Source organism: Actinomadura macra NBRC 14102, from assembly GCF_001552215.1.
Taxonomy (GTDB): Bacteria; Actinomycetota; Actinomycetes; order Streptosporangiales; family Streptosporangiaceae; genus Spirillospora; species Spirillospora macra.
Genome location: NZ_BCQT01000026.1, coordinates 78,498 through 102,898, shown reverse-complemented (window position 1 = coordinate 102,898; position 24,401 = coordinate 78,498). Strand labels below are relative to the sequence as shown.

The window sequence follows — 24,401 nt, the reverse complement described above, 5'->3', positions numbered from 1 at the left end:
CGGACAAAGGATTGCCATGTGCTGGCGGCGGTCAAGGGCATGTCGAAGACGGCGAGGCCGCTCCGACCTGTTGGTGAGCGGCGCCGGGAGGGCGCCGGGAACGGAGGCAGTGAGATGGGCAGCAACGAGGCGAGCAGGGTCACCTGCGACATCGCGATGTCCGTGGACGGTTTCGTCGCCGGCACGGACCAGAGCCTCACGGACCCGATCGGACGGGGCGGCGAGCGGCTGCACCGCTGGATGTTCGAGGAGCCCGAGGCGAACGCCGAGGCCATCGCCGCCATCACGGCGGCCGGGGCCTTCATCATGGGCCGCAACATGTTCGCCCCCGGCCGGGGTGACTGGGACCTGGAGTGGAACGGCTGGTGGGGCGAGGAGCCGCCCTACCACGCGCCGGTGTTCGTCCTGACGAACCACCCGCGCGACACCGTCACGATGAAGGGCGGCACGACCTTCACGTTCGTGACCGACGGGATCGGGTCGGCGCTGGCCCAGGCGCGGGACGCGGCGGGCGAGGCGGACGTAGCGGTCTGCGGCGGCGCCCGTACCGTCAACCAGTACCTGGCCGCCGGGTTGATCGACGAGCTGCGGCTGCACGTCGCGCCGGTCGTCCTCGGTGCGGGGGAGCGGCTGTTCGAGGGCGTCGGCGACCTCCGGCTCGAACAGACCGCCGTGTCGGGCACCGGCCTGGTCTCCCACCTCACCTACCGCGCCACCCGTGGATGACCCGCGGCGACGGCGCCGGCCGCCGGGCCGGCGCCGTGCACGCGGCGGTGGCCGGTCAGACTTCCAGGATGCGGACGGCGGGATTGCGGACCGTGTTCAGGTAGAGCTTCTCCCGGGTGTGCTCCTGCTCCAGCTCAAGGACGAACCTGTACCGGTAGAGCCCCGGCCGGGCCGTGCTCAGGATCGCGCCGGCCCAGTAGTAGTAGACGGGGGTGTACGGGGAGCGCATCCGGTCGGGCGCCCCGTAGATCTTCAGCTCCGTCATGATCCGCCGCTCCGCGACGTCCTCCTCGTCCCCCCGCTCGGTGTCGAGGAACACCAAGTTGTTGATCTTGGGCATGGGGGGCCACGTGCCGTCCGGCCGCTTCTCCATCTCGACGGGGCGGATGATCCAGTTGAGGACCTGCCCCTGCTTGCAGACCGTCTCCAGATGGTCGGTACCCTGCCCAACGCCGCCGACGCTGTTGTCCATCATGAACAGGGCGTCCTCCAGCGAGCCCGTCGCCGCCGCCCGCTCCATGTTCACGAGCGTCACGATGTTGAGCTGCACCGAGTTGAGCTGGCCCCGCTGCTCGGGCTCCACGACACGCTGCGAGCTGGTCATCCGCGCTCCTTCGCCGCGGCGGCCCGCGCGGGCGCGCCGTATCCCGCGAGAGCCGACTCGGGGGTGGTGAACGGCTCGGCCACCGTGCCCAGCCGGAACCGAAGCCGGTAGGGGACCGGCTCGGTCACGGCTCGCTTCACCGTGCCCGTCCAGTAGACGATGTCGGTGCCCGGGTACACCTTCCGCTCAGGTTCGCAGACCCGCTCGTCGATCTCGATGCCGTCGATGGCGGCGTAGGTCTCGCACTCCAGCACGACGACGTTCCACAGCAGGCGGTCGCCCGCCCGCACGCGGGTGCGTAGTTCGGCGGTGCCGAAGCCGCTGGATCCTGCGGCCTTGTTGGTGTCGTACAGGTACAGGCTGCCCTGCATGCTTCCGGCGGCGAGGGCGGCGACCGGGTCGACGACTGCGGTGATCGAGACGGGCCGGGTGGCGGCGGGCTCCACCGGTTTGGCCTTGGGGGGCATGGATTCCTCCGTTTCCAGTACTGCGGCTACGGGACGTGGCGCCGGGCGGGACGTGTCGGGACGTGTCAGGACGGCGGGGCGGCGGGGATGGGCAGCGCTCCCAGCCCCGCGCCGGTGAACGCGTTGTACTTGGGCTCGGTGGTGACCCGGATAGCCGAGTCACAGGTGAAGTCCACCGGCTCCCAGACCTGCTCGCCGTTGCGGTTCACCAGCTCGTGGAGCTGGACGTGCATGGTGTAGGCGTACGTGCCCGGACGGGCGGTGTCCACGGTCGCCGACCAGTACCAGCCGTCGGACACCATGTCCGGTGAGCCGTACTGCGCCGGGTACATGATCTTCTCGTCCACCGCCTCGCCGGTGATGTCGGTGATGATCGGTACGGGGTGGTTCACGGCGGCGGCGTCGGCGCTGGTGATGGCGTGGCCGGTCACGTCGAGGAGCTTGCCGCCCACCTGGGCGCGCTCGCCGCGCGCGCGGCGAGCCTGTGTCCCGATCCGGTTGCGAATGGCCTCCAGCCCGGCCGCGGTCTCGGTGCTGGCCGGCCCGCCCTGGCCGGCCAGCACCGTCAGGTCCTCCAGCGCCTGCCGGTCGATCGCTTGCGACCGGTCGGTGTGGTAGCCGCGGGGGACGGTCGGCGGGATCGACCCGAGGCTGGACGGCAGCCAGTTCAGCACCTGCTCGGTGCCCTGCGACCCGTCGCTCCAGTAGGAGCCCGGGATGGCGGTCACCAGGTCCTCGGTCCCCTCGCCGGTGGAGCCGAGGAAGAGCATGTTGTCGAAGAGGTAGACGTTGCCGCGCAGCGTCCGCTCGCGCAGCGCGTTGGCGATGTCGACCAGCACGATGATCGCTTGTTGTTGGGCCATCGGTCCGCCTTCCGGGTCGGAGGTGTTGTCACGCGCACATCAGCGCGGGCGAGTCGACGTGCAGCACGCTGTTCGGCCCCGTGTGCATCTGCAGTTCCAACCGGTACCTATAGGGCGCCCCAGGCACCAGGTAGGGCGGGACGAACCCGGACCACACCTTGAGGTCGGGGGTCGTTCCCTCGTGGGCCGGCGCCTCCCCGGCGTCCGGTTCCCATGCGGCCTCGCCGGACCCGAGGAAGGTGATGCTCCGGATCTCGACCGGTGTCTGCACGTCCACCGCCACGGCCGTCCACTGGACGATCTGCCCGGGCGAGACGACGGTGCACAGCCGGGGCGTCCCCTGGCCGGAGCTGTCGAACTGCCCGTCGTCCACCAGGGACAGGTTCCCGTCGTTCAACGTCCGCTCCGACAGTGCTCCGACGACGTCCACCAGGACGACGATGTTGACCTGCGGTTTCATTCCGCTCCTGTCGTGGTTGCCGATGACCGCCCGGTCCGGCGGCCGTTCCCTCACCCCCGGTCGCGCACCAGGGGAACCTTGCCGACGGCCGTCCGCTCGATCTCCGGCGACGACCGGTGGACGAAGACGAGCCGGAAGCCGTACCCCGACTTCTCCACCGACGCCTGGGTGGCCTCCCGGTCGTTGAACAGCGACAGCGACCGGGCCAGCGCCCCGGCGAACACCCGCTGGACACCGGCGGGGCCGAGGGTGGCGGCCGCCGCGTGCGTCAGGCCCTCGGCGTCGTCGACCGCCGCGAACAGCGTGATCGTCTTGTACTCGCGATGGTTCACGAACTGGATCTCGTGGGCGGCCTCGTCGAGGTCCACGCCGCAGGCCTTGCGCAGGTCGTCGCGCAGGGCGTTGTAGGCCAGCGCCGCGGAGTACTGGCTGTCGTTCAGGTGCAGGACGTCACCGGTACGCCCCGCGAACTCGAACCGGTGGGTCTTCAGCCCCGGCCCGGTCAGGCTCGGCCGGCGGATCATCCGGTCGCCGAGCTTCAGCCGCAGCAGCGGCGCCTCGTGCGCGTGCAGCCGTGTGACGACCAGCTCGCCCTCCTCGCCCTCAGCGACCGCGCGGCCGTTCTCGTCGACGATCTCGATGTAGTGCAGGCCGGGCACCGCCGACAGGACGGGCGAATCGTCCTTGAGCTGGAGCCCGATCGTCTCGGCCTGGGTCGCGGCGAAGTAGCTGAGGATCGCGACGTTCGGGTACAGCGCCCGCAGCTCGGCCCGCTTGCGATGCGGCAGTACCCCGCTCCCGTACAGGGCCACCCGGAAGCTCTCCCTGGCCTCCCTGCTCAGCCCGGCGCCGAGATCGCTGAGGATCGCGACGCCGGCCGAGATCCCCATCAGCGCCTTCGGCCCCTGGTAGGAGAACATGTGCTCGAACACCGGCCCCGTGACGGGCCCGGCGCCGATGTAGTTGACGCCCGGCACCTGCTGCAGGACGCCGCCGACCATCGTCCCGCTGCTCCACATCTGGTAGTCGGCGAGGCTGGTGAACAGCCACTTGGGATCGCTTCCCCGGAGATGCTCGCGCAGCTGGTAGGTGCCCATGAAGTGACCGGCGATCCGGTAGGTGTCGTGCAGCTCCCGCAGCGAGTAGACGATCTCCAAGGGCAGACCGTCGCTGGTGCCGCCGCTCGCCACCACCTCGAACCCGCCGCGGCTGATCGGCACCACCATCCCCGCGCGCGGGCCCATGAACATGTCGCGCTGGACGGTCTTGTCCGACAGCGGGATCCGTTCCCAATCCTCGTACGTGGCGGGCGGGCCGCCGACCTCCGAGGCGTCCAGCCGCTCCTTCCACAGCGGGTTGAGCAACATCGTGTTCACCATCTGCTGGAGGCGCCGCAGGACCAGGGCGTCCTGGATCTCGTGCGGCGTCTCGCTGTACGGCGTCCCGCAGATCTGCTCGCACTGCCGCATCTTGCTCGCGAACGAGGGGAGGGAGGGCACGGCGTCCACCGACCACGGCTGCAACTCCTCGTCGGGGATCAGCCGCGCCGCGAGCTCCACGGCGTCCCCGCCCGGCCGCTCGATCTGCATGACACCCGTCGCGTTCATCGTCCACTCCTCTTCGTGAGCAGGTGCGCGCCGACGCGCTTGATCTCGTCGACGAGCATCCGGAAGTGTTCGCCATTGATCTGGTGGTTCATCAGGACGACGCGCAAGGCGGCGACGCCCTCGATGTTGACTTTGGATATGAAGAACCGGCCGCCGACACGGACCTGGTTCCTTATCTGCAATTGAAGGCGGTGGACGTGGTCGTCTCCGACGCCGTCCGGGCGGTACCGGAAGCACAGTATGTTCGCCTCCGGGAAATGCAGTGTCTCGAAGTCGGGATCGTCCGAAATAATGCGATGTGCCTCCTGTGTCAGGCGGCACAGGTATTCGATCTTCTCGGCGAACAACGCTCGCCCGTACATTGCCCACAGTGTCCACAGCGGCATAATCATCGGACGTTTCGTACATTCGAAGTTCTTGTCGCCGCCATCGAAACCGTGGTAGGCGTCCGGTTCCTCGTCGAACACGTAGCTGGCGCGCTGCCGGAAAGCGCCGAGCGCCGCGTGCGCCTGGCGGTAGAAAAGCAGGGTGCAGGGAGCGGGGACGAACATCATCTTGTGGGCGTCCCAGGTCAGGGAATCGGCCTTCTCGACGCCTCTCAATTTCCGGCGGAGCCGGTCCGACACCAGCAGGCTGGCACCATGCGCGCCGTCGACGTGGAGCCAGGTGCCGTCCTCGGCCGCGACGTCCGCGAGCTCGTCGATCGGGTCGAACGCGCCGATCTCCGTGGTGCCGGCCGACGCCACGAGGCAGAACACCTTCAGGTTCCGGTCCCTGGCCGCGGCGAGCGCGCCGCGCACCCGGTCCGCGCGGATCTGCCGGCTCCGGTTCACCGGCAGCCGGACGATCTGGGCCTCTCCGACGCCGAGGACGCCCGCCGCGCGGGACACGCTGTAGTGCACGTCCTCGCTCACCGCGATGGCGGGTCGCGCGCCGCCCGTCTCGCCCCGCGACCAGATTCCGGGGAAGGCCCTGTTGCGCGCGGCGAGCAGCGCCGTCAGGTTCGCCAGCGAACCTCCCGACGTCGTCACCATCGCGAAGCGGCCGGCCTCCCACCCGATGAAGCGGTTGAGCTCGTCGGCCATGATCCGCTCGGCGACGTTGGGCAACTGTCCCGCCTCGTAGAACGACGACGGCTGGTTGACCACCGAGCTCACGAAGTCGATGACGCCGGCCAGCGGGACCGTGCCGGAGAACTGCCGCCCCATATATCCCGGGGAATGAACCTGGATCCCGGTCTTCACATAGAGCTCCAAGATGGCCGCCAGCTTCTTCTCATCGAAGGGGGCGACGCTTTCCTGTTCCGTCGTCATGAGCGCCCGGGCGGCCTCCGATAAGACCACCGGGTCGGTGAGTTCGAGTCCGCGGACGGAGAGGTCCGACAAATGGGACTCCAGATGGGCGACGGCCGCCTGAGAATTCTCCCGGAAGAGCCGCGGATCGAACGCGGCGGTCAGTGATTCATTACGCAGAGTCACCGGGTATTCCCCGGGAGGTTTCGTCACAGCACAGACTCCCCGAATCCCACGACAAGCGAAGGAAAAGCCCCTGACGCCAGTGAGCTTAGGCAGAATCCAACGCGTGGAACAAGGAAGCAACTCCTAGCCGTCAGGACATGCGGCGCGGCGCCGGGCCTTCCCGCACCCCATTATCAATGTCCGCTTTATCCCTATCGTGACGAAAGAAAGAATGCGACGTCAGGCAGGGCCGCACGGGGCGGCGGCTCCTGTCCGGCCGTCCTTCCGCAGGTCGGCACGGGAGTCCGAGTGGTCCGCCGGCACGCCGCTCCAGCGCGCTCCACCGTGGTCCGCCGGCCCCCCGTCTCACTCTTCGGAGTCGGCCTCGTCCACGGCGTCCGCCTCGGTGTCCGGTCCGGTGTCCTCTTGCGGACGCCGCGTGACTTGATGGACGCGGACGGCCAGGATCGCGCGGGCGAACCGCGCTGCCGTCTCCCCGTCCAGGACATCGGGCACCTGCTCGATCCCGATCAGGCCGCCGGGCTGCGCGGTGACCGCGCCGGAGTCGCCGACCGGCACCCCGCGGCCGTCACCGATGTCCTCGACGGACGGCAGGTCCAGCGCCGCGCGCAGCGTGTCCTGGAGGGCGTGCACCGCGGCGGAGTCGCGGTCGGCGCGGGCACCGGTGGTATCCGCGCGCTGCTCGGCGCGGTCGGCCCGTGCCGAGGCCTCCTCGGCGCGGGCCGCGGCGTCGTCGGCGAGCTGCTCGGCGCGGTCGGCGCGCGTGATCTGCTCGACGGCGCGCGCGGTGGCGGCGTCACGCTCGATGACCAGCCGGGCCGCCTCGGCCTGGGCGGTGGTCAGCTCGGTGCGCAGCCGCCGCTCGGTCTCGGCGGCGGCCTCCAGCCGGAGCCGGGCGTCCTGGGCCTCGGCGCGATCGCTCTTCAGCTCGGTGTGCGCGGTGGCCAGCGCGGCCTGCTCGGCGGCGAGCCGGGCCGCGAGTTCGTCGCGTTCCCGCTCGGCCTCGGTCCGTGCCTGGTGCTCGGTGCTCCAGGCGGCCTCGGCGCGTTTGCGGAGCCCGTCGGCGTGGGCGGACTCGTTGGCGGCGGTGGCGCGGACCTGCTGGGCCGCACCGGCCTCCTTCCACGCGTTGGCCTCGCTGGCCTGTGCCGCCGCGACGCTCGTCTTGGCCGCGGCCAGGCCCTTGCGGAGCTCCTCCTGAGCGGCGGCGGCCTCCTGGCGCGCCGCGTCCGCGCGGGCCTCGGCCTCGCGCATGCGCTCCTCGGCCGCGGCGGTCGCGCTGCGTGCGGCCCTCGCCTCGGCCAGGGCCTCCTCGGCGCTGTCGAGGACGCCGCGGACCTCGCCGTCCAGCCGTCCGTCCAGGGCGGTGGCGGTCGCGGCGAGCCGCGACACCAGCTCCGCGAGCCGGTCGACGTCCTCGGCCAGGGCGCGTACCGGCGCCGCCCCGGCCATGTCTCGGCCAATGCTCTCGCGGTTCGCGGCGGCGCGCCGCGCGCTCACCGCCGAGGTCATCCCGGGTGATGGACGACCTTCACCGGCCGGGCCACCGCCCGCCGGTTCGAGGGGCGCCGTCGTGATGTCGTCGGTCTCGATGTCCGTGGTGGGCCGCCCACCCCCGCCGTCTTGATCTTCGTTCACGGGAACATCCTAGTAAAACGATCCAATTTCTACTTATCACATCAGAGTCAATAATCGGACTCTTCGGCGGCCCGCTGGTAGAGGCGTGCCGCCTGAAGCGGCTGGTTGTTGCGGCTGTGGAGTTCGGCGGCACGTTTCAGCTCGCCGGCCAGCTCCAGGGCGTAGGCCTCCTCCTGCCACGAGGAAGCCCGGCGTGACATGGGTATCACATCCCGTGCGCGGGAGAACCGTGCCCGGGGCTGCGGCGTCGGCCTCCGCCCCGGCCGCTTCTACGGCTGGGGCGCGGGAACGAGGTCAAGGTCGATCTCATGGAGGACCCCGGTCACCTCCGCGGGGAGTTGCAGCGTGATCGCGAGGACGGGCGCCGGCGATCTCCTGGTCAGGCCTCCCGGCTCATCTGCTGATCCGCTCCTTTGACACCACGGCGTTTCGCCGGCGCGCGGCGACGGCCAGCTGTTCCAGGAGCGGCGCGGTCCGGGCCCAGCCAAGGCACGCGTCGGTGATGCTCAGGTCGGGTCGCAGCGGTCGCGTGTCCGGGCCCTGCCTGCCGTCGGCGAGGTAGGACTCCAGCATCACCCCGGCGAGCGCCTGGTCGCCGCGCCCGATCCGGTCGGCGAGATCGGCGAGCACCACCGGCTGGCGGTTGTGGTCTTTGCCGCTGTTACCGTGCGAGCAGTCCACCACGACCCGGCTGTGCAGCCCCGCCTCGGCGAGCGCGTTGACCGCCGCGGCGACCGACGCGGTGTCATGGTTGGGCACCGTGCCACCGCGCAGCACCAGGTGCACGGCCAGGTTTCCGTCGCTGCGCAGCGCGGTGACCCGGCCGTCCGTGCCGATGCCCGGGAACACGTGCGGCAGCCCGGCGGCGCGGATGGCGTCGATCGCCAGGTCGATCCGGCCGCCCAGGGTGTTCTTCATCCCCACCGGCATCGGCAGCCACGATGCGAGCTGGCGGTGCGGCGGGCTGGTCACCGTGCGCGCGCCGATCGCGGCCCAGCTGACCGTGTCCGCGACATGCGGCGCGAGAAACGGGTCGACGAACTCGTAGGCGATCGGCAGGCCCGTGCGGGCGGCGTCGACCAGGAAGGCGCGTCCTGCCCGGATGCCGCCGGCGATGTCGCCCGCGCCGTCCAGCGTGGGATCGCGCAGCAGCCCCGCCCAGCCCGCGACGGTACGCGGTTTCTCCAGATACGCGCGCAGGACCACGACGAGATCGTCGGCAAAGCGTGTGGCGGCGTCGGCGAGCCGGTGCGCGTAGTCCAGTGCGGCCACCGGGTCATGCACCGAACACGGCCCGACGATCACCAGGAGGCGCGGGTCGCGCCGGTCGAGCACGCCGGCGATGGTCTCGCGGTGCGCGGACACCGCCGTCCGCAGCGCCGGGTCGAGCGGTGTGTCGGCGGTGACGTCGGCAGGCGTGGGGAACGAGTCGTGGTCAAGCATCCGTGGTGTCCCTCTTCTGTTCGTGATCAGCGTCACCGGCGCTCGCCTGGCGTGGCAATGTGGACGCGGCGACGGCGGCGAGAGCGATGAGAGCCAGCACCCAGCAGAAGGCGTCGCCGAACGCCGCCGCCTGGTCCGCGCGGGCCGTGATCCTCGCTTGCAGGACGACGGCGAGCACTGCCGTACCGATCGAGCCGCCGAGCGTGCTGAGCAGGTTCAGCGCGACCGCCGCCCGCGGCAGCCGCGGCTGGCTCACCCGGCGGTAGACGATCGTCATGATCGGGGTGCTGATCATGGCCGCGCCCACCCCGCGCAGGAAGAGGGAACCGGCGACCACCTCGTCCGGTACCCCGTGCCCGAGCTGGGTGAACGCGACCGTGCCGGCCGCGACCAGCGCCATGCCGCCGAGGACCAGTGTGCGCGGAGCCGTCGTGTCCACGACCCGCATCACCAGCACGGTCCCGGCGGCCGCCCCGACCCCCTGCGGGGCGAGCAGTACTCCGGTCTGCCAGGCCGACAGTTCGCCGGGTCCCTGTAGATACAGCGGAAGCAGGAACATTGTGCCGAACACCGAAGCGCCCAACGCCAGCAGCGCCAGTGCCGCGACGCCGAACGGTGGCCGGGTGAACAGGAGTGGGTCCACCAGGGGGGTGCCCTTGGTCCGGACGCCGTGCAGGGTGAATCCGGCGAGCATCGCCACGCCGGCCACCAGCGCCGCGACCACCTGCCACGCCGGGCTTTCGTGCGCGACCCTGGTCAATCCGAACACCAGCACGGCAAGGCCGGGGGACAGCAGCGCGGCGCCTCGCCAGTCGAACCGGGCACCGGTCGCCGTCGGCGGCACGGCGGGCACCAGCCGGGTCGCGAGCGCGAGCGTGATCACCCCGATCGGGACGTTGATCAGGAACATCCAGCGCCACCCCGCCGCGTGCAGCACCGCGCCGCCGACCAGCGGTCCGAGCACGGGGGACAGCAACGGCAGCACCCCGACCACCGCGATCACCCGGCCGATCCGCTCGCGGCCGGCGATGCCGGCCAGCAGCGCCTGCCCGGTCGGCGGCAACAAGCCGCCCGCGAGCCCTTGCAGGACGCGGAAGACGACCAGGCTGGGCAGCGACCATGCCAGCCCGCACAGCAGTGACGCCACCAGGAAAGCGGCGACCGCGACGAGCCAGGTGCGGCGTCCGCTGAACCGGTCGGCCAGCCAGCCGGACGCGGGCACCGCGGTGACCACGGCCAGCAGGTAGGCGGTGGTCACCCATTGGACGTCGGCGACCGACGCGCTGAACCGGTCGGCGAACGCGGCGACCGCGACCGACACGATCGTGCTGTCCAGGGTGGCCATCACGGTGCCGAGCACCAGCACGAACGCGATCCGCCACAGCTTCGCGTCGATCTCGCTCATCGGAGAAGTTCCTTGGCGTCGTCGTCGAACCGGTCAGGCAGGGTGCGCAGCACCGCCACGAGCCGGTCGGCGACCTCCTGTGCCTGCGTGCGGGTCAGCACGCCGCGCTGGTGGCCGAGCACACCGGACCACCCGCCGTCCCCGCGGGGCACTACGGTGACGGTCACCGGGTGGTGGGTGTGCTCGCGCACCGCGACGTCCGTGATGGTGAGTCCGGGCGCGGGTTCGCGCAGCCATTCGGGGTCCAGCGGGTAGCTCTCGAACACCACCAGGCTGTCCACCACCGGGGCGATCCCGGTGAGTTCCGCCAGTTCGGTGAGTCCGATGTGCTGGTGCTCCAGCATGGCCTGCCGGCGGGCCTGCAAATCGGCGAGCATGGCGGCGACCGTGCCGGTCAGCTGGACGCGCACCGGGACCGTGTTGGCCAGCAGACCGATGATCTCCTCGACCCCGGGCAGGTCGGCGCCGCGCCCGGACACCATGACGCCGAACCGGACGTCCTCGCGCCCGGACCGGTTGGCCAGCACGGCGGCCCATGCGCCCTGCAGAGCGGTGTCCGCGGTGACGCCGTTGCGGGCGGCGGTCTCGGTCAGCCGGGCCACGGCGGCGGCGTCGAGGTCGAACAGCACCGGCTCGGCCGGGTCCACCCCGGTAACCCGGAAGTGCCCGCCGGCTGGCAGGGCGGCCAGTTCGGCCCGCCATGCCCGCAGGTCGCGCCCGTGGTCGCGGGTAGCGAGCCATTGCGAGTAACGGGTGAACGGCACTGGCTCGGGCAGTGGCCTGCCGGCGTACAGCGCGAACAACTCGGTGACGACACGCGGCGCGGACCAGGCGTCACAGAGCAGGCGGTGGATGGTCAGCACCACTTGGTGCCGTTCCGGTCCCTCGGGCACCACCGTGAGCCGCCACAGCGGGCCCGTTGACAGATCGAACCTGTCCGCGGTGAACTCGGCGCGGAAGTCCGGGCGCGGGTCGGCCGGAATGACCTGGAAGTCGTGCTCGGCGGGGAACACCGCGCCCAGGTTGGGGTGCCTGCGCAGCAGCGCGCCTGCGGCGGCCCGCAGCGCGGGCACGTCCAACGGTCCGGCCACGGTGAACGCCACCCGCATCGGGTACGGATCGGCCGCGCCGCGGGCCGGGGCCAGGATCAGCTCCTGCAACGGGGTCAGGGGCACGATCTCCCGGGCCTCGGGCAGGTCCCGGACCGCAGAGTCCAACTCCGCACACAGGTGGTCGCCCAGTTCGGCGATCTCGGTGTCGGTGAAAACCGCGGCGGGCCAGGTGAACCGGATCCGAACGCGGTCGTCGACCATCGCACTGACCATCAACCGGTACGGCAGCGGCATGCCGTCGGCACCGCCGGTCGCCGACCCCAGTGGCCCCGCGTGCGGCGGGCTCTGCCACGGCCCGTCGGCGGAAGGGCCGAACCGGCCGAGGTAGTTCCACCTGACCTCGGGGCGGCGGACCAGACCGTCGGGCACACCAAGACCGTCGCCCGCGGCCCGCAGATGGTCGCGGACCCGGCGCAGCGCGTCGGCCGGCGCCTCCCCGGCCGCGGTGATCCGGGCCGGATAGACCGCGGTGAACCAGCCGACCGTCTGCGCGAGGTCGGCCTCCACCGGGCGGCCGTGACCTTCCAGCGCCACCAGCAGGTCCCGCTCGCCGCCGCGCCAGGCGGCCACTGCGCGGGCCAGCGCGGTGAGCAGCACGGTGTCCGCCGTCGTGCGGTAGGCGGCGGGCAGCGTGGTCACCAGCGCGTGGCTGGCGGCCGGGTCCATGGCCAGTGTGTGATGGCGGGCCGTGGCGATGGTGTCGCGCCCAGGGTCGGCAGGAACCACCGACAGCGGCGTGACAGGTGCCTGTGCGACCCGCCGCCAGTGCGGCAGTTCGTCGGTATGGTCGGCGGCCCGCAACGCGTGCGCCCAGCCGAGAAACGACTGTCCGTGCGGGACCAGCGGCCGCCCGGTCTCGTACGCCTGGCGCAGATCGTCGAGCAGGATCCGCCACGACACCGCGTCCACCACGAGGTGGTGCGCCACCAGCAGCAACCTGGCCGGCCGGTCCGGGCCCGCATCGAACACGACCGCGCGCAGCAGGGGCCTGGTGTACGGATCGATCGCCGCCCGCACGGTGGCCAGCCGGTCGCCGACCGCCGCCGCTGGATCGTCGGTGCGCACCACGGTCAGAACGTCGGCGCCGGTGACCGTGCCAGGCTCGGGGATGCGCAGTACATCGTCGGCCAGGTACGCCCGCAGTACGTCGTGGCGGGCCAGCACCGCGTCCAGCGCGGTTTGCCAGCGGGCCGCGTCGCCGCCCGGCGGCACCGACACCTGCACCCACTGGCAGAACTGGGTGGCGGTGGCCCCGGCCCTGCGCAGCAGGTCCCGCATGACCGGGGTCAGCGGCGCGTCGCCGACCGCCGGCGCGGGGGGCTCTTCCGCGGTGTCCGCGCGGTCTACTCGGGCGGCGATCCCGGCGGCCGTCGCACCCTCGAACACGTCGCGTGCGGTGACGGTGAGGCCGGCGTGCCGGATCATCGACACCACCCGGAGGGACGCGATGCTGTCCCCGCCGTGTTCCAGGAACCCGTCGTCCGGGCCAAGGTCATCGGTGCCGAGGACGGTGCGCAACACCCGCAGCACCGCGGCCTCGGTCCCGGTCGCCGGTTCCCTGGCCGGTGCGCTGGGGCGCGACACGGGGTCGGGCAGCGCCGCGGCGTTCAGCTTGCCGCTCGGGCCGAGCGGCAGCCGATCCAGCGGTACGTAGGCAGCCGGTACCATGTGATCGGGCAGTGTCGCGGCCAGGTGCGTACGCAACGCCACCGGGTCGGGTTCGGCGCCGTCCACCGGTATCACGTAGGCGACCAGCCGGTCCGCGCGCACCACGACCGCGCAGGCCCGCACCGACGGGTGCTGCCCGAGCACCGTCTCGATCTCGGGCAGCTCGATGCGGAACCCGCGCAGCTTCACCTGGTGGTCCACGCGGCCGAGAAATACCAGGTTCCCATCGGGCCGCCAGCGCACCAGGTCGCCGGTGCGGTACATGCGTTCCCCCGGGGGGCCGAACGGGTCGGCGACGAACCGCTCGGCGGTGATCCCGGGGCGGCCGACGTAACCGCGCGCCAGCTTCGGTCCCGCGAGGTACAACTCACCGGTCACGCCGACCCCGACCGGTTGCAGGCCGCTGTCCAGCACGTAGGCGCGCACCATCGGATCGGGTAGCCCGATCGGCAGCGGCCCGGGGTCGTCCGGCGCGTAGCGCCAGGTGACCGAGTTGATGGTGACCTCGGTGGGGCCGTACGCGTTGAACAGTGTGCGGCGGGCACCCCAGCGGGCGGCCAATGCCGGATCCAGGCGTTCCGCGCCGACGACGAAGAACACGTCCGCGCTGACGGTCGCGTCGTCGGGCATGGCGGCCAGGAACGACGGCAGCAGGTTCAGCCCGGTCACCCGATGGCGGCGCACGTAGTCGAGCAGTTCGCCGCCGGGCACCCGTACCTCCGCGGGCGCGATCACCGAGGTTCCGCCGGACAGCAACGGGAGCATGAACTGCCAGAACGCCACGTCGAAACTGGTTGAGGCGAAGTGCAGGTAGCGCTCGCCGGCGCCGATGCCGACCACGTCCTCCTGCAACGCCACCAGGCTGGGCACGCCGCTGTGCGGCACCGCGACGCCTTTGGGCCTGCCGGTGGTGCCGGAGGTGTAGATCACGTAGGCGAGCGAGTCGTCGGTGACAGCGCGGCGCGCGGCGACCGGGTCCGCGTCCCACGTGGACGGACCGGTGAGGTCGGCCGGATCGATGGTCGGCAGCCCCTCGACGCCCGACGCGGACACCGCAGCGGCCGGCCCGATGTCGGCGATCATGTAGGCCAGCCGGTCCGCAGGGTACTCCGGGTCCATCGGCACGTACACGGCCCCGGCCTTGAGGACGCCGAACAGCGCGACGACCAGCTCAACGTCGCGGTCCAGCAGTACCGCGACGGTGTCCTGCGGCCGCACTCCGGCGGCCAGCAGCGCGTTGGCCAGCCGGTTGGCGGCGCGGTCCAGTTCGGCGTAGCTGAGCGAGCGGTCCCGGCACACCACGGCTTCGGCGTCCGGGGTGCGGCGCACCCACGTGTCGAACTCCTCAAGCGCGCCGCCCGCAGGCCTGCGCGGTTCCGGGCCGGCCCCGAACCGCAGCACCTCGGCGCGTTCGTCGGCGTCGAGCACCGGCAGTGCCGCCGCCGGGCGGTCCGGATCGGCGACCAGCTCGTGCAGGAGCGCCCGCAGCCAGCGGCCGTACCGGTGCACTGTCGCCTCGTCGAACGCGTGCCGCTGGTAGCCGAGCCCGATGGTGAACTCCTCACCGGGCAGCACGATCACGGTCAGCGGGTAGTGCGTCGCGTCGGTGATGTCCACACCGGTCTGCTCGATGCCCGGTGCGATGGTCTCGCGGTGGCGGCTGGAGAGCGGGAAGTTCTCCATCACCAGCATGGTGTCGAACAGGTCACCGAGCCCGGTGGCGCGCTGTACGTCGGGAAGCCCGACGTGGTGGTGTTCGGTCAGTGCGGTGGATTCCGTGTGCACCCGGTCCAGCACGGCGGCGGCGGTCTCGCCCGGCGCGGCCCGCACCCGCACCACGACCGTGTTGCCGAGCTGGCCGACCATCCGCGCCACCTCGGGCACGTCGGCCGGGCGGCCGGACACCGGGCAGCCGAACACCACGTCCTGCCGACCGGTCAGCCTGCCGAGCAGCAGCCCCCACACGGTGTTGAACACCGCGGCCGGGGTGACCCCGCGGTCGCGGGCGAACGCGAGCAGCCGGGCGGTGAACTCGGCGCCGAGCGGGACCGCGATCCGCTCCGGTCGCGTCACAGCGGACTTCGCGGCGGCCGGGGCGAGGTGGGTGCCGGATTCCAGCCCGGCCAGCGCGTCCCGCCAGGCCGCGAGACCCGCCTCGTGGTCGCGGGTGGCCAGCACCCGGTGGTAGTCGGCCAGCGGCGGCGCCACCGGGGCGGCAGGGCCGCCGCTCAGCTCGTGGTAGATGGCGAGGAGGGTGCGGCCGACCAGCGGCATCGACCAGCCGTCGAGCAGCGCGTGATGGAGGGTGATCACCAGCCGGTGCTCGTCCGGGCCGAGTGTGCACAGCAGGAACCGGATCAGCGGCGGCGTTCCCGGGTCGAACGGGTGCCGGTGCTCGGCCCGGCAGTGCTCGGCGAACTCCTCCGGCCGCGCCGTCACGGCCTGGAAGTCCAGCGCCACCTGCGCGGGTATCACCTGGACGACCGCGCTGGACCCGGTGGTCTCCAGATACGCCCGCAACGCGGGATGGGTGCGCAGCAGCTGTGTGGCGGCCGCCCGCATCCGATCCGGATCGAGCGTGCCGCGCAGGTGGCTGACCGCCTGGACCACGTAGACGTCGGCGTCGGTGTCGGTGTCGTCGCGGACCGCACTGTGGAACGCGAGCCCGGCCTGCAACGCGGTGGCGGGCAGCACCTCGGCCGCGGGGCCGTCTCGCTCGACCCGTGCGGCATGCTCGGTGAAGGCGGCCAGCGCGGTGCGCCACGCCTCGACCAGCGCCTCGACCGCGGTCGCGGGCAGCACCCGGCCCGCCGCCGTCCACTCCACCGCGAGCAGCGGGCGGTCGGCCTCGCGCACGAAGCAGTTCACCGCGAGCACCTGCTCCAGTGCTTTGGCCTCGGATTCGCACACCGAGAACGGGTTCTCGCCGACCGGGCGCCAGCCAGGTACCGGCGCGAACCGGCCCAGGTAGTTGAGCAGCACGTCCGGCGGCGGACCGGTCAGTTCCACCCCCCGGACCTCGGGGTCGAGGTAGCGCAGGACGCCGTAGCCGAGACCGTCGCCGGGCACGGCGCCGCCGGCGGTCATCGCCGCGCGCAGCAGCCGTCCGGCGGCCGGTCCACCGGCCAGCGCGTCGGTCAGATCCGCGTCAGCGTGGACGGCGTCGGCGGGCACCCGCACCGGGTGCTCCGCGGTGAACCAGCCGATCGTGCGGGCGACGTCGTGCTCGCCCTCGCGCCCGTGCCGTTCCACCGTGACCGTCTCGGTGTCCACGCCGTGCTCGCGCCACAACCGCAGCGCGAGCACGAGTACGGCCAGCAGGACGTCGTCCACTCCTGCGCGGTACGCGGCGGGCAGGGCGGTGAGCAGGGCGGCGGTTGTATCGGCCGAGGCCACGTCGGTGGTCTCGATGGCCGTGGCCACGGTGTCGAGGCGCTGGTCCAGCCCGCGCTCGCCGAGGTGGGCTTGGCGCAACGCGGTCCGCCAGTGTGGCAGTTCGCCACGCCGGGTGCCCGCCGTGCCCTGTTCGGCCAACCGTAGAGCGTGGGCTCGCCACGAGGTGGTGACCCGGGTCGGCGGCGCACCCGCGCACGCCGCGCGAAGGTCGGGCAGCAGCACCCGCCACGAAACGCCGTCGATCGCCAGGTGGTGTACCACGACCAGCAATCGGCCGCGCAGCGCGGCCACCCGGACCAGGTCGCCCGCGACCGGGTCGAGCTCGCCTGCCAGCCGGCGCGCGACGACGTCCGCCGGTTCGTCGGCCGAGGCGGTCTCGGTGACGACCGCGGTGACCGAGCCGGGCGGCGGCACGGTCAGGGGGTCGATGCGCAGGCGAAGCGCGTCATGGTGGTCGAGCAGGGTCTGCACGGCCGCGCGAAGCCGGTCCAGCGGCACGTCCTGGTCCAGCTCGACCACGGTCCACTGCGCGTACCCGGCGATGGCCGCGCGGTCCGGGTTACCGTCCAGCAACACCCGCACGATCGGCGGTGCCGGGACGTCGCCGAGCGGCTCGTCGGGCTCGTCGCTCCCGTGGTCGGCGCGCAGCGGCCGGACCATCGCCGCGAGGGACGCGAAGTCGCGGCGGGCCAGTAGGTCGCGCGGGCGCAGGTCGAAGCCGTGTTCGCGCAGCTTGCCGCTCACCCCGATCGCGGTGATGCTGTCGCCGCCGAGGACGAAGAAATCGTCGTCCACGCCGACCCCGGGCACGTCCAGCACCTCGCCGATCACCGCGCACAGCACTCTCTCGGGCTTCGTGGTCGGTGACCGGCCGCTGCCGGTGCGGGAAGGCTCGGGCAACGCCCTGCGGTCCAGCTTGCCGTTCGGGGTGACCGGCAGCGACGCCAGCACCGCCACCGCCGACGGCACCAGGTGCTCGGGCAATCGTTCGGCGAGCCACGACCTCGCAGCGTCGCCGTCGACCTCGCCGACCACGTAACCGACCAACCGGGTGCCGCGGACCGCCGCCGCGGCCGCGCGGGCACCGGGAACCGTGCCGAGCGCGGCCTCCACCTCGCCCAGCTCGATCCGGTGGCCGCGCACCTTCACCTGGTCGTCGCGCCTGCCGAGGTATTCCAGCTCACGCTGCCAGCGGACCAGGTCTCCGGTGCGGTACATGCGGTCGCCGGGGGCGCCGAACGGGTCCGCGACGAACTGCTCCGCGGTGAGGCCGGTCTGGCCGAGGTAGCCGAACGCCAGGTGCGGTCCAGCCAGGTAGAGTTCGCCGACCGCGCCCGGCGGCACCGGGCGCAACGCCTCGTCCAGCACGTAGGCACGGGTGCCGGGCACCGCGGTCCCGATCATCGGCGCCGGTCCCGTGACCGGTGCGCTCGCAGCGTCCACCGCGGCCTCGGTGGGGCCGTACATGTTGACGGCGGGCACCCCCGAGTCGCGCACCCGCTGCCACAGCGCGGGCGGGGTGGCCTCGCCGCCGAGGACCAGCAGGACCGGGCGCCGGGCGCCGTCGAGCAGGCCGCGGTCCACCAGCGGAGCGGCCATGGACGGCGTGGTGTCCACGACGTCGATGCGGTCCCGCGCGAACACGGCCAGCAGGGAGTCGGCGTCACGTGCGGTGTCGCTGTCGTAAAGGTGTAGTTCGTGCCCGCACAGCAGCCATGTGAGCTGGTCGAGCGCGGAGTCGAAGGCGAATGAGTACGTGTGCGCGACACGCAGCCGTCGGCCGGCCCCGCGCTCGGCTTCGGCGATCGTGGTCGCCCGCTGCCGGTGGACCAGTTCGGCGAGCGCGTGCGCGGGGACCAGCACCCCTTTGGGCCGCCCGGTCGACCCGGACGTGAAGATCAGGTATCCGCCGTCGCCCGGCCGTCGATCCGGGACGGAATCCGGAGTGGATCCGGGGCGGTCCTCGGCGAGGTCGTCGGGGGTCAGGACGAGCGCGGCGCCGGACTCGGCCACCAGCTCGCGGGTCCGCCGCGCCGGCTGGACCACGTCCAGCGGAAGGAACACCGCTCCGGCGTCGAGCACGGCGAGCAGCGCCACCACGAACTCCACCGAACGCGGCAACTCCAGCGCTACCACGTCGTTCGCGCCGACGCCCCGCGCGCGCAGGCGCCACGCCAGCCGATGCACCCGGTCGGCGAGTTCCCCCGCGGTGACCCGCCGCTCCCCGTGCACCAGCACCGTCTGTTCCCTGGGCAGGGCGTCGAGCAGGTCCGGGACCGGAGTCGGCCGCCCGGGCACCGCCGGGGTCGTCCAGCTGCCGAGCAGCGCCGCCCTCACGTCGGCGGGCACCAGGTCCGCGGTGCCGATGGTCGGCTCGTCCGGCCCGGTCAGCGTGTCGAGCAGCGTCAGCAACCCGGTGAGTCGCGCGTCGACCCCCGCCTGGTCGTGGGTCCGGGCGTCCACCTCGAACCCCAGGGAGAGCCCTCCGCCCGCGGTCGGGAGCACGCTCAGCCCCAGGTCCTCCGGCGGGCCACCGGCGATGTTGCGCATGTCGCCGGAGCTTCCGGCAAAGTCCAGTGTGAGGTCGAACGCCTTCAGGTTGATGCCCCGGCCATGCAGCAACGCCCCGGCGCCCGGCACCGCGAGGTCCCGCGGCAGGTTCTCGCCCCGGTAACGCTGGTGCACCCGCATTTCCCGCAACGCCTCGGCCACCCGCGCGGTCAGCTCCGGGAGCGTGTCGGTCTTATGCACCCGCACCCGCAGCGGCAGCACGTTCACTGTCATGGCCGGAGTGCGCAGTGCCCGGCCGAACCTGCACATCAACGGCATCGCGAGCACCATGTCGTCGCGGCCGAGCACCCGGTGCAGGAACGCGGTGTAACCCGCGATCAGTACTTCACCCCAGGTCGACCCGATCCGCTCGGCGTATGTCTTCAACTCGGCCAGCCGCTCCGCGGGCAGCACCGTGCTGGCTGCCACGGTCCGCTCTGGTGGGCCCGAGGCATGGCCGGTGTCGCCGAGATCTGGCAGCGGAGTGAACCGGTCCGTCCAGTACGCCCGGTCCTTGGTGAGCTGGTCGCTCACCTGGTAGTCGGCGTCCGCGGCGACCAGGTCGGCGAACGCGGCGAACGGGCACGGCGGCACCGGTTCACCGCGTACCAGGGCCGTGTAGTGCGCGGCGATACGGCGGTTCAGCATGGCCGCGGTGTAGCCGTCGATCACCAGGTGGTGGCCGAGCTGGGTGTACCAGACCTCCGTATCGGACAAGCGGAGCACGGTGTGGCTGGACAACCGCCGGTCCACCATCCCCCGGCACTCGTCGGCCGCCTGCCAGCGCAGCTCGTCGATGCGCGCCCGCGCCGCGGCCGGCGGGTCCGCCTCGGCGCGCAGGTCCATCACCCGTGGCGCGGGCACCGCATCGGTGGACACCGTCTGGCGCGGCCCGTCCGGGGTGTCGCGCACCCGCAGCCGCAGGCTCTCCGCCTCCTCGGTGGTCGCCCAGATCGCCTTGGTCAGCGCACCCACGTGGACGGGCCCGCGGCCGGTGATCTCCACCACGTCACCGACCACGTAGTACGGCGAGTCCGGTTCCAGCCGCTGAGCGTGCCAGATGCCCAGCTGCGCGCCGGTCAGGGGCAGGTCGGTCATGCGTTGCTCCCTCGAACCACGGTGGGAACGACCATCGGCGTGCCGGTCACCGGGTCCGGTACGACCAGGCACGGCAGGTCGAACACCTCTTTGATCAGCGCGGCGTCCACGATGTCGGCGGGTGCGCCCTCGGCGACCACCGCGCCGCTCTTCATGGCGATCACGTGGTCGGCGAACCGGCACGCCTGGTTGACGTCGTGCAGGACCGCGATCACCGTGCGGCCCTCGTCGCGCAGCCGGCCCAGCAAGGCCAGCAACTGGTACTGGTGCGTGATGTCCAGGAACGAGGTCGGTTCGTCCAGCAGCAGATACGGGGTCCGCTGGGCGAGCGCCATGGCCACCCAGACGCGCTGCCGCTGCCCACCGGACAGCTCCTGCACGAGGCGCTCGGCGAGGTCGGTGATCTCGGCCGCGGTCATCGCCTCGGTCACCGCTTCCTGGTCCGCCTCGGACCACCCGCTGAACAGCGACTGGTGCGGGAACCGGCCCCGCGCGACGAGCTGGCGCACCCGGATGTCGTCGGGCGCCGAGGGCTCCTGCGGCAGGAACGCCACCGACCGGGCGAACCGCTTGGCCGGGATGGTGCTGATGTCGGTGCCGTCGAAGGTCACCGTGCCCTCAACGGGCCGCAGCAGCCGCACGAGCGCGCGCAGCATGGTCGACTTGCCGCACGCGTTCGGGCCGACGACCGCGGTGAGTGCGCCGTCCGGGACGTCGACCGAGAGCCGGGTGGACACCACCCGGTCGCCGTAGCTGAGGGCCAGGTCCCGTGCTGTGAGGCGGCTGGTCATCCGCTCCGCACCTCCTTGCTGAGCAGCCAGATCAGATAACAACCGCCAATGGCGGTGGTGACGACGCCGACCGGCAGTGATACCGGCGAGAGCAGCAGCTGGGCGAGCAGGTCGGCCGATTGCAGCAGCACCGCGCCGGTCAGCGCCGCCGGCAGCAGACCGATGCCGGAGGTACGGGCAAGGCGCCGCCCGATCTGCGGTGCGGCCAGAGCGACGAACACGATCGGCCCGGCGGCGGCGGTCACGGTGGCCGTGCAACCGACCCCGATCAGTACCAGCTGCACCTGTAGCGACTCCGTCCGCACTCCCGTTCCGACCGCGACCTCGGTGCCCAGCGCCACCTGGTGCAGCGCCGGCGCCCGGGTCACCAGCACGGCGAGCAGCACCCCGATGACGCAGAACGGGATGCGCACGTGCTCCCAGCCGAGCCCGTTGAGCGAGCCCGCGCTCCAGCCGACGGCGGCGATCGCCACCTCAAGTTCGGCACGCAGCACGATCCACGAGTTGATCGCGGTGAGCATGGCGTTGACCGCGATGCCGATCACGATCAGCCGCAGCCCGGAAACCCCGCCGCGCATCGCGAGCAGGTAGACCAGGGCCGCGGCGGTGAGGCCGCCCAGCACGGAGCCGGCGGTCAGCTGGGCCGGCGTGCCGGACAGGACGGTGATGGCGACCAGCGCGCCTGTGTAGGCGCCCGCGTCAAGGCCGATCACGTCCGGGCTGCCCAGCGGGTTACGGGTGACGTTCTGGAAGACGGCGCCCGCGGTGCCGAGCGCCGCGCCGAACACCACGGCGGCGAGCACCCTCGGCAGCTGCCACTCCCGGATCATCACGTTCGGGCCGCCGCGCTGCCCGCTCAGCGCGGCGAACACCCGCGCGGGGCTGGTCCAGCCGGCGCCGTAGCACAGCGCGGTGAACCCGATCGCGAGCATCAGCACCAGCATCACGACCGTGAACACCAGCGTCCGGCGTTCCACCAGGACAGAGAAGCGGCCCCGGCGCAGCACGAGGGCGGTTCCGGTCGCACTCACAGTTGTGCCACCCCATACCGCCGTACCGCCCAGATCAGGGCGGGTCCGCCAAGGAAGGCCGTGACGATGGCCACCGGCACCTCACCATTGGTCAGCAGCACCCGGGCGGAGGTGTCGGCGGCCAGCAGCAGGACCGGACCGAGGACGGCGGCGAACCCGATCAGCCACGGCACCGAGCCGCCCGCGGCCCGGCGCACCAGGTGCGGCACGATCAGGCCGACGAACAGGATGGGACCGGCGATCGCGGTCGCCGCCCCCGCCAAGGCGGTGATCAGCACCAATGTGACCAGCCGCACCCGCGTCACGTTCACGCCGAGGGTGTGCGCCACCGCCTCGCCCAGTGCGACGGCCGCCAACTGGCGGCTCAGCAGTAACGCCGCGACCACCGCGACCGCGATCACCAGCAGCGGCACCGTGTTCGGTGCCTGTTCCCGGCCGGCCAGCGAACCGATCGACCAGAACCGGTACTTGTCGAACACCGTCGGCGAGATCAGCCGCATGCCCAGCGTGAGGCCGGTCAGCACGGAGCTGAGAGCCATTCCGGCCAGCAGCATGCGCAGCGGGGAACGCCGGCCCACCGCGGTGACCAGCATGGCCGCCGCCACCGCGCCGACCACGGCCGCCAGCAGTTCGCCGAGCGCGTTCACGGTGAGCCCGAGGGCGGACCCGACGCTGATCGCGAACCCGGCGCCGGAGGTGACGCCCAGCACTCCCGGTTCGGCGAGCGGGTTACGCGACAGCACCTGCACCAGCACCCCGGACACGGCGAGCGCAGCACCGACCTCGATGGCCAGCACCCCCCTCGGCAGCCGGATGTCGCGGACCACGGCAACGTCGTTCGCTTCGCCGCTCCCGAACAACGCGTGCAGTGCCGCGACCGGCCCGATGAAGTGCGCGCCCACTCCCACGCTGACCACCATGACCGTGGCCAGCGCAACGAGCCCGGCGAGCAGCAGAAGCGGCCGCGCACCCCACTTCGAACCGGTGCGGTCGACCGCAGTCGCCGTGGCCGTCATTTGAGCAGGGGAGCGAAGGCCTTGTCAGCCGCGTCGAGCGTCATCTCCGCCTCCCGGTAAGTCGCGGCTTCGGTGTATCGCAGCGGGAAGACCTTGCCCGCCTTGACAGCGGGCAGGTTCTTCCACAGCGGCGAGTCCAGGACGGACTGCACCGGGGGCGGCACCGAGCCGTCCGCCTTGACCGAATAGGTGATCGCGTCGGCCTCCGCGAAAGCGTCGGGCAGCTCCTCGATCGACGGATACTCGCTGACGGACCTGGAGCCCTTGCCCTCGACCTTGACCGTGCCGTAGTAGTTGGCGCCCATGTCCTGCGCCACGTTGGTGCCCCACGAACCCTGGAACTCGCGCTGGAAGGTGCCCTTGGCGACCTCGCCGTAGGCACCGACGTGCCCGAGCTTCAGCTTGGGCAGTACGGACTTGTACTTCTCGACCAGTTGCTTGGCCTTCAGCTCGTACGCGGTCCGGGAGGCGTCAAAGCCCTTGAGCGCGCCCGCCGCGTCAGCCTGCCTGCGGGACAGTTCCCGCCATGCCTTGGGCACCGACGGGCCGAGCGTCACCACCGGTGCGATGGACTCCAGGCGCTTCATGTTGATGTCGGCGAGCGCCGGCTTCGGCACCCCGATGACGATCAGATCAGGGTCCGCCTTCGCGATCGCGTTGTAGTTGGTCTCCGCGGCGGACTCACCGGCGATCTTGGGGATATCGTCGTAGTGCTTGCGTTCCGCGGCGCCCATCATCGGCAGGCCGCGTTGCCAGGTGGCGATGCCTACCAGCGGAGCGCCCGAGTCGAGCAGCGCGGGCACCGCGTAACCGGTGGCCACCACCCGCTTCGGATTGGCCGGGATGGTGATGGTGCCGTTGTCCGCGACGAACTTCCTGGTGGGTCCGGCGTCGCCGCCGGTGTCGGCGTCACTCGAGCCGCAACCGGCGGCCAGCACGGCCGCGAGCGCCAGAGCGCCCGCGATACGGAACCGGGTGGAGAGGCCCCGGGTGGAGACAGGCATGGTTCTTCCTTGGTCGTGGGGGTTGCTGGGGTCAGTGGTGGGTT

Annotated in this window: 16 protein-coding genes; 1 reads left to right on the top strand and 15 read right to left on the bottom strand. The window is 72.0% G+C overall.

Going from position 1 to position 24,401, the window contains the following annotated elements; genetic code table 11:
• Positions 1-114 precede the first annotated feature (114 nt).
• A complete protein-coding gene (locus AMA02S_RS35555; RefSeq protein WP_067468166.1) occupies positions 115-726 on the top strand; it encodes a dihydrofolate reductase family protein in 612 nt (203 codons plus the stop codon).
• Between the two features lie 55 nt (positions 727-781).
• On the opposite strand, the gene AMA02S_RS35550 is transcribed toward AMA02S_RS35555, so the two are convergent.
• The 15 genes from AMA02S_RS35550 to AMA02S_RS35485 all read right to left on the bottom strand — a co-directional run bounded on the left by AMA02S_RS35550 (position 782) and on the right by AMA02S_RS35485 (position 24,357).
• On the bottom strand, positions 782-1,330 hold the full coding sequence (locus AMA02S_RS35550; RefSeq protein ID WP_067467972.1) for a DUF8788 domain-containing protein: 549 nt from the start codon (positions 1,328-1,330) through the stop codon (positions 782-784).
• Positions 1,327-1,797 (bottom strand): DUF8788 domain-containing protein, encoded by a 471-nt coding sequence (locus AMA02S_RS35545; protein WP_067467971.1) that lies wholly within the window; start codon positions 1,795-1,797, stop codon positions 1,327-1,329. The genes AMA02S_RS35550 and AMA02S_RS35545 overlap by 4 nt, the downstream gene beginning before the upstream one ends.
• A 65-nt stretch (positions 1,798-1,862) precedes the next feature.
• Positions 1,863-2,660 carry a DUF8788 domain-containing protein gene (locus tag AMA02S_RS35540; RefSeq protein WP_067467969.1) on the bottom strand — a complete coding sequence of 266 codons (798 nt, stop codon included), beginning with the start codon at positions 2,658-2,660 and terminating at the stop codon, positions 1,863-1,865.
• Positions 2,661-2,688: 28 nt separating this feature from the next.
• Positions 2,689-3,120 (bottom strand): DUF8788 domain-containing protein, encoded by a 432-nt coding sequence (locus AMA02S_RS35535; protein WP_157431053.1) that lies wholly within the window; start codon positions 3,118-3,120, stop codon positions 2,689-2,691.
• 50 nt (positions 3,121-3,170) lie between these two features.
• Entirely contained in the window at positions 3,171-4,727 is a 1,557-nt protein-coding gene (locus AMA02S_RS35530; RefSeq protein ID WP_067467963.1) for a phenylacetate--CoA ligase family protein, read from the bottom strand.
• Entirely contained in the window at positions 4,724-6,205 is a 1,482-nt protein-coding gene (locus tag AMA02S_RS35525) for a pyridoxal phosphate-dependent decarboxylase family protein (protein ID WP_157431052.1), read from the bottom strand. Before AMA02S_RS35525 ends, AMA02S_RS35530 begins: the two co-directional genes overlap by 4 nt.
• Before the next feature lie 345 nt (positions 6,206-6,550).
• Positions 6,551-7,843, bottom strand: coding sequence for a coiled-coil domain-containing protein (locus AMA02S_RS35520; RefSeq protein WP_067467955.1), 1,293 nt, complete (start codon positions 7,841-7,843; stop codon positions 6,551-6,553).
• A gap of 47 nt (positions 7,844-7,890) precedes the next feature.
• On the bottom strand, positions 7,891-8,043 hold the full coding sequence (locus AMA02S_RS42500) for a hypothetical protein (RefSeq protein ID WP_157431051.1): 153 nt from the start codon (positions 8,041-8,043) through the stop codon (positions 7,891-7,893).
• Between the two features lie 193 nt (positions 8,044-8,236).
• Positions 8,237-9,286, bottom strand: coding sequence for a 3-deoxy-7-phosphoheptulonate synthase (locus AMA02S_RS35515; RefSeq protein WP_067467952.1), 1,050 nt, complete (start codon positions 9,284-9,286; stop codon positions 8,237-8,239).
• Positions 9,279-10,691 (bottom strand): MDR family MFS transporter, encoded by a 1,413-nt coding sequence (locus tag AMA02S_RS35510; RefSeq protein WP_067467947.1) that lies wholly within the window; start codon positions 10,689-10,691, stop codon positions 9,279-9,281. Before AMA02S_RS35510 ends, AMA02S_RS35515 begins: the two co-directional genes overlap by 8 nt.
• Positions 10,688-20,515 (bottom strand): non-ribosomal peptide synthetase, encoded by a 9,828-nt coding sequence (locus AMA02S_RS35505; protein WP_067467945.1) that lies wholly within the window; start codon positions 20,513-20,515, stop codon positions 10,688-10,690. Before AMA02S_RS35505 ends, AMA02S_RS35510 begins: the two co-directional genes overlap by 4 nt.
• Positions 20,512-21,306: an ABC transporter ATP-binding protein gene (locus tag AMA02S_RS35500; RefSeq protein WP_067467939.1), complete on the bottom strand. Its 795-nt coding sequence runs from the start codon at positions 21,304-21,306 to the stop codon at positions 20,512-20,514. The genes AMA02S_RS35505 and AMA02S_RS35500 overlap by 4 nt, the downstream gene beginning before the upstream one ends.
• Complete coding sequence (locus tag AMA02S_RS35495) at positions 21,303-22,337, bottom strand: FecCD family ABC transporter permease (RefSeq protein WP_245667975.1); 1,035 nt, start codon at positions 22,335-22,337, stop codon at positions 21,303-21,305. The genes AMA02S_RS35500 and AMA02S_RS35495 overlap by 4 nt, the downstream gene beginning before the upstream one ends.
• Positions 22,334-23,353, bottom strand: coding sequence for a FecCD family ABC transporter permease (locus AMA02S_RS35490; RefSeq protein WP_067467937.1), 1,020 nt, complete (start codon positions 23,351-23,353; stop codon positions 22,334-22,336). The genes AMA02S_RS35495 and AMA02S_RS35490 overlap by 4 nt, the downstream gene beginning before the upstream one ends.
• Positions 23,350-24,357 carry an ABC transporter substrate-binding protein gene (locus tag AMA02S_RS35485; RefSeq protein WP_067467935.1) on the bottom strand — a complete coding sequence of 336 codons (1,008 nt, stop codon included), beginning with the start codon at positions 24,355-24,357 and terminating at the stop codon, positions 23,350-23,352. Before AMA02S_RS35485 ends, AMA02S_RS35490 begins: the two co-directional genes overlap by 4 nt.
• Positions 24,358-24,401 lie beyond the last annotated feature (44 nt).